Origin of the sequence: Synechococcus sp. R55.7 (assembly GCF_047461955.1) — a bacterium.
Classification (GTDB): Bacteria; Cyanobacteriota; Cyanobacteriia; order Thermostichales; family Thermostichaceae; genus Thermostichus.
In genome coordinates, this window is record NZ_JANSIC010000015.1 from 3,011 (window position 1) to 6,932 (window position 3,922).

5 protein-coding genes are annotated in these 3,922 nt (G+C 60.9%); 3 read left to right on the plus strand and 2 right to left on the minus strand.

Features of this window, described 5'->3' with window-relative positions; all coding sequences use genetic code 11:
• Positions 1-158: anti-sigma factor family protein (locus NW820_RS01720; protein WP_414406519.1), on the minus strand; the 158-nt coding region annotated here is incomplete at its 3' end.
• Positions 155-817 carry a sigma-70 family RNA polymerase sigma factor gene (locus NW820_RS01725; protein WP_414343224.1) on the minus strand — a complete coding sequence of 221 codons (663 nt, stop codon included), beginning with the start codon at positions 815-817 and terminating at the stop codon, positions 155-157. The genes NW820_RS01720 and NW820_RS01725, both read right to left, overlap by 4 nt.
• Positions 818-1,090: 273 nt before the next feature.
• Between NW820_RS01725 and NW820_RS01730 the strand changes: the two genes are divergently transcribed.
• From NW820_RS01730 to NW820_RS01740, 3 genes are all read left to right on the plus strand, one after another.
• Positions 1,091-1,798 carry a Crp/Fnr family transcriptional regulator gene (locus NW820_RS01730; protein WP_414382146.1) on the plus strand — a complete coding sequence of 236 codons (708 nt, stop codon included), beginning with the start codon at positions 1,091-1,093 and terminating at the stop codon, positions 1,796-1,798.
• 19 nt (positions 1,799-1,817) lie between these two features.
• Entirely contained in the window at positions 1,818-2,312 is a 495-nt protein-coding gene (locus NW820_RS01735) for a DUF427 domain-containing protein (protein WP_011433071.1), read from the plus strand.
• Positions 2,313-2,440: 128 nt separating this feature from the next.
• Positions 2,441-3,922: J domain-containing protein (locus NW820_RS01740; RefSeq protein ID WP_414406513.1), on the plus strand; the 1,482-nt coding region annotated here is incomplete at its 3' end.

The following is a 3,922-nucleotide window of genomic DNA, read 5'->3' on the forward strand; positions in this document are numbered from 1 at the left end:
GGATCGCTGGCCAGCCAATCTTCCACCTGCCGCGCCTCTTGAGACGACAATTCCCCATCCAAGTAGGCGCTCAACTGTTCAAAGCGCTCATCCACCACCGGCAGCTCTTGCTGGGGATCCCTGGGGTCGGGGTTGGGGTTGCCGCGAACCATGGTCATTCACCATTAAGGTAGGGTTTTAGGGTGGATTGTAGGCGGGCGCGGGCGCGCGCAATGCGAGACTTAACAGTGCCCAAAGACACCCCTGTGATCTCGGCAATTTCCTCATAAGCCATTCCCTGAATTTCCCGCAGCAGGATTGTCTGGCGAAAGGCCTGCGGCAAGTCGCGGACGGCTTGGTGCAATCGCTCGTAGAACTCGCAGGTGGCGAGGTGCTCATGGGGACTGGGGCTCTCGCTGGGCAGCTCCCATTCCATCTCGCTATCCCGCATCTGAATCGGCGCATCCAGAGAAAGGGGCTGCTGCTGTCGTTTGCGCTTGCGCAGCTCGTCGTAAAACAGGTTGGTGGCGATCCGCCCCAGCCAGCTGCGAAATTTCGCCGGCTCCTGTAGGCGTTTCAGGTGGCGGTAGGCCCGGATCCAAACTTCCTGGGCCAAGTCATGCCGGTCCTGCCAGTCCGGGGCAAGATGATAGAGCACCTTGTCCACATGGGCCTGATGGCGACGCATCAACTCGGCAAAAGCCTCCCGATGGGGCTGGGATCCCTGCTGACAGATCAGCACCAGATCCACATCAGCGAGCTTTTCGGGCCGCACAGGCACGTTCTTCACCAAGACCGACCAGCGCTGGCCACTGATGTCGCTGAGGGCAGCATCCATAGGCATCCATAAGTTCTAACAACAACAGCGGAGGGATCCCCTCCCAGACAGAACCTCTGTTGCCCAGACGAAACGGCAGAGTTTGGGTTCCCCCCACCCTCAACCGCAGGGTAGCTCTAGAGGCTCTGAGGGCCATACCGGCAAGACTCTACAGCAAGACCACCTCCTCACTAGATCTTGGCGCACATGGCGGGGTGGTGGATTGCAGGATAGCTCTTGAGTTGGTAACTGGGCTACAGTGGGCTTGCGGTATGGTGAAACGTCCGACCCGCCATGGCTTCCGATGCTCCTGTTGCCCTTCTCTCCGAGCTCAAGGCGGTGCCAATGTTGGCCGAACTTTCGGCGACGTCCTTGCAATGGTTGGGATCCCAGGTCAAGCTGCGGGATATCCCGGCGGGACAGGCCCTCTTCATGCAAGATGCCTGGGGCAGCGTAGTTTATCTGATCCTCGCCGGCTGGGCTAAGGTGCGGCGGGCTTTGCGGGCGCAAGACAGCACCAAAACCCTTGCCTTGCTGGGGCCGGGCGCTTGGGTGGGGGAAATGGCGGTACTGGACGAAGCTCCCCGCTCGCGAGATGTGCTGGCCCTAACCCCGCTGCGGGTGGCCGGGATCCCGGCGGCAACCTTCAAAGCGCTGATGTTGCGGGAGCCGCAACTGTGTTACCAGCTGGCCTGCAGCCTCTCCCGTCGCCTGCGCCTGGCCAACTTGCAGGCGGATCTTGACCAGCAGAGCCCCCCGCTGCGAGTGGTGCATACGCTGGTGCAACTGGCGGAAGCTTTTGGCGAGAAGACCCCCCAGGGGATGCGCATTGTCTACCCTCCCCCCCAGGATTTGGCCGATATCAGCCAAGTTAGCCGGGAGACAGCCCTGGCGGTACTGAGCCGTCTGCAGCAGCAGGGGGTTATTCAGCCGCTGCCGGAGCAACAGTCTTTGCTGCTGATCCGGTACGCCAAACTGCTGGAGGCCACCCGTCTGCTTTAGATATTGAAGATATTGACCCATGTCTCCCCAACCGATTTCTCCCCATCCAGGACAAGAATCTGTCTGGGACTATCCGCGCCCACCTCGTCTGGAGCCCACCACAGAACTGGTGGAAGTTCTCTTCAATGGCGAGCTCATTGCCCAAAGCCGCCGTTGCTACCGCGTCCTGGAAACCAGCCACCCGCCCACCTACTACATTCCCCCCACCGACGTTCGACTGCAGTATCTCCGCCCCAGCTCTCGCACCTCTTTCTGTGAGTTCAAAGGGGCTGCCTGCTACTGGACAGTTCAGGTCGGATCCCAAACAGCCGTAGATGCCGCCTGGAGCTATCCGGATCCCAGCCCGGCGTTTTTGCCCATCCGCGACTACCTTGCCTTTTATCCAGGCCGTGTGCAGGAGTGCCGGGTAGGTGGAGAACGAGTCCGGCCTCAACCCGGAGATTTCTACGGCGGTTGGATCACCTCAAAGGTCGTAGGCCCTTTCAAAGGAGAGCCGGGTAGCTGGAACTGGTAGGGGCGGAGCAGCGATTCCCGAGGGGGGATCCCTTTTACCCACGAAAAGGACTACAGTTAAGTCGATGCGGGTAAGTTGTCCAAGGACTCCGTCCCGCTGGCACGAACAGGAGAGCGCGGACAAAAACCATGACGGTGCGGGTGCCCCTCGACTATTATCGGGTTTTGATGCTGTCGGCACGGGCAGATGAGCATCAGATTGAGCAGGCATACCGGGAGCGAATCGATCTCAAGCCGGGCGAGCGCTCCTGGCTGCTGGAGTTCTCGCCACAGGCTGTGGAAGCTCGCGCTCAAATGATCCAAGAGGCGGCTTCTGTGCTGCTGAACCCTGAGGCACGGCGAAACTACGACGAACATCTCATGCCGGCGGATCCCACCTTGACGGTGGAGGAGGCGCACCTACCGGGAGTGCTGTGCTTGTATTGCGAAGCCGGAGAATACCAAGCTGCCTTGGACTTGGCTCAACATATGCTGGAGCAGGGCCACCCTGCTCGTTCCGATGCCATTTTGGCGCGGGCCATCGCTCGTCTGGAACTGGGTCGAGAAGCCTGGCAACAGGGATCCTATGAAGAGGCGGCGCGTTCCCTACAGGCGGGCTTGGCGGAGCTGGAGGAGTATCAGGCCTTTCCGCAGATGCAAGCGGAGATCCGTATCGATTTGGGCAAGCTGCGTCCCTATCGCATTTTGCAACTCCTCAGCCAAAGTGCTCCCGCCCAAGCTGGAAGACACACCGCTGATGGGAACGGGGAGCGACAGCAGGGACTGGCTCTCCTCAAAGCCATGCTGGACGAACGGGGCGGCATCGAGGGGATGGGGCAAGATGGCTCTGGCCTCAGCACCGAAGATTTCCTGCGCTTTATCCAACGGGTACGTCGCCACCTCACCCTCAAAGAACAGCAAGAGCTGTTCGAGCAGGAGGCTGAGCGTCCCTCGATGGTAGCCGCCTACCTGGCCGTGCAGGTGTTGCTGGCGGCAGGTTATCTGGAAAATCGTCCGGCCCTGGTGCGGCGTGCTCGCGGCTACCTGGCTCGTCTGGCGCAGCGGCAGGATGTGCATCTGGAGCAGGCCATCTGTAGTCTGTTGCTGGGGCAGACCGAAGACGCGCTCGCCCATCTGCGCTCCACCCAAGAAGTAGAGGCCTTGCAGTTTATCGAAGAACACTCCGCCGGTTCTCCCGACCATCTGCCGGGTCTGTGCCGCTTCACAGAAAAATGGTTTCAGGAGGAGGTGTTCCCGGAGTTCCGCGGTCTGGAAGCCGCCCAAGCGACGTTGCAAGCCTACTTCGACAACCCCCAAGTGCAAGCTTACCTGGACGAAATGCCCAGCCGCGAAGACCCGCCGGCAGGGATGCTCTCTCCCAGTGCTCCGCACCGCTGTCGCGAACAAGCCCCCCATCCCCCACCTCATTTGCCTGCCGTGGTGGGTCCTGAGCCAACCCAGGAATTGTATCGCCCACCCGCCCCTTGGCAACAGGGGGTGCCAGAACCCCCGCGCCTCTCGGATTTGCCCTCTTACCGCAGCACCCCCAAGGCGGGCGTCTCTGCTCTTGCGGATGAGAGTTCTAGTGCTCCGCACCGCTGTCGCGAACGCGCCCAAGACCGTTCCCCTCAG